The organism is Desulfurellaceae bacterium, from assembly GCA_021296095.1.
Taxonomy (GTDB): Bacteria; Desulfobacterota; Binatia; order Bin18; family Bin18; genus JAAXHF01.
Map to the genome: position 1 here is coordinate 1,038 of JAGWBB010000087.1, position 1,231 is coordinate 2,268.

The following is a 1,231-nucleotide window of genomic DNA, read 5'->3' on the forward strand; positions in this document are numbered from 1 at the left end:
GTCTTTGCCCTGGCCGGCGGGTGTGGCTGTCACACGGCCGAGGGCGGGCCGGTCAACGCCGGCGGCCGCCCGCTCAGCACGCCCTACGGAACCTTTTACGGAACGAATATCACGCCCGATCCCGACCACGGCATCGGTGCCTGGACCGATCAACAGATCATCGACTCCATTCGACTCGGCGTCCGTCCCGACGGCTCAGTCATGAGTCCGGTCATGCCGTATCCGGCCCTGAGCGGCATGAGTGACGCCGATGTCGGCGCCCTGGTCGCCTATCTGCGCAGCCTGACGCCGGTCGCCCAGGCCAATACGCCCCACCGGCTGTCGATCCCGTTTGCCAGCCTGGCCATGCGGGTGTGGCGCTGGCTCTTTTTTGAGCCGGTCCAGGCTGCGGCTCAGGCACCCCAGAGCGGAATCGAGCGCGGGGCGTATATCAGCCAGCATTTGGCCCACTGTCAGGAGTGCCACACCCCGCGGCGCTGGACCGGCACGCTTGACCACTCCCGCCACATGGCCGGTAATCCGGACGGGATTGACGGCGAGCTGGCGCCCAACATCACCCCGGATGTCAAGACCGGAATTGGGGAGTGGAGCGAGGACGACATGGTGACCCTGCTGCGGAGCGGATTTCTGCCCGACTTCGACAATGTCCAGGGCTTGATGGCGCTGGTGATTGAAGGCGTGCCCGAAGGCGGCTACAAAGACCTGACCGATGCGGATGCCCGGGCCGTGGCCCGCTATTTCCAAAGCATTCCGGCCATCGAACAGGCCGTCGAACCTTAGCCGAACGGCCGCGCCTGGGTGAAGAAACGCTGGAGCGCCCGAGAGGCCGGCGATCCTCTATCCCATCTCAGGAGAAACCAATGCGCAGCGGGGAGAACAAACACATCATCCAGGACGCCTTTACGGCCTGGGCCAAGGGCGACGGCATGGCGTTCTTCAATCTCTTAGCCGACACTGCCACCTGGACGGTGATGGGCAGCTGTCCCATTTCGGGGACCTACATCGGCCGCCAACGCTTAGTCGAGGATGCGCTCACACCCCAACGCGAGAAACTTGCCGGCCCTCCTATACCAACCGTGACAAACCTCATCGCCGAGGGGGATACGGTCGTGATTCAGTGGGTCGGCAAAGGAACCACCAAAACCGGTCAGGCGTATAACAACAGCTACTGCTATGTCGTCCAGATGGACAAGGGGAAAATTATCCGAGGGACAGCCTACCTCGATACCGA

The 1,231-nt window shown here is 63.2% G+C and carries 2 protein-coding genes; both read left to right on the top strand.

Annotated elements, in window-relative coordinates:
- On the top strand, positions 1 to 780 hold a 780-nt coding region (locus tag J4F42_17790), incomplete at its 5' end, for a c-type cytochrome (GenBank protein MCE2487371.1).
- 80 nt (positions 781 to 860) lie between these two features.
- Positions 861 to 1,231: nuclear transport factor 2 family protein (locus J4F42_17795; GenBank protein MCE2487372.1), on the top strand; the 371-nt coding region annotated here is incomplete at its 3' end.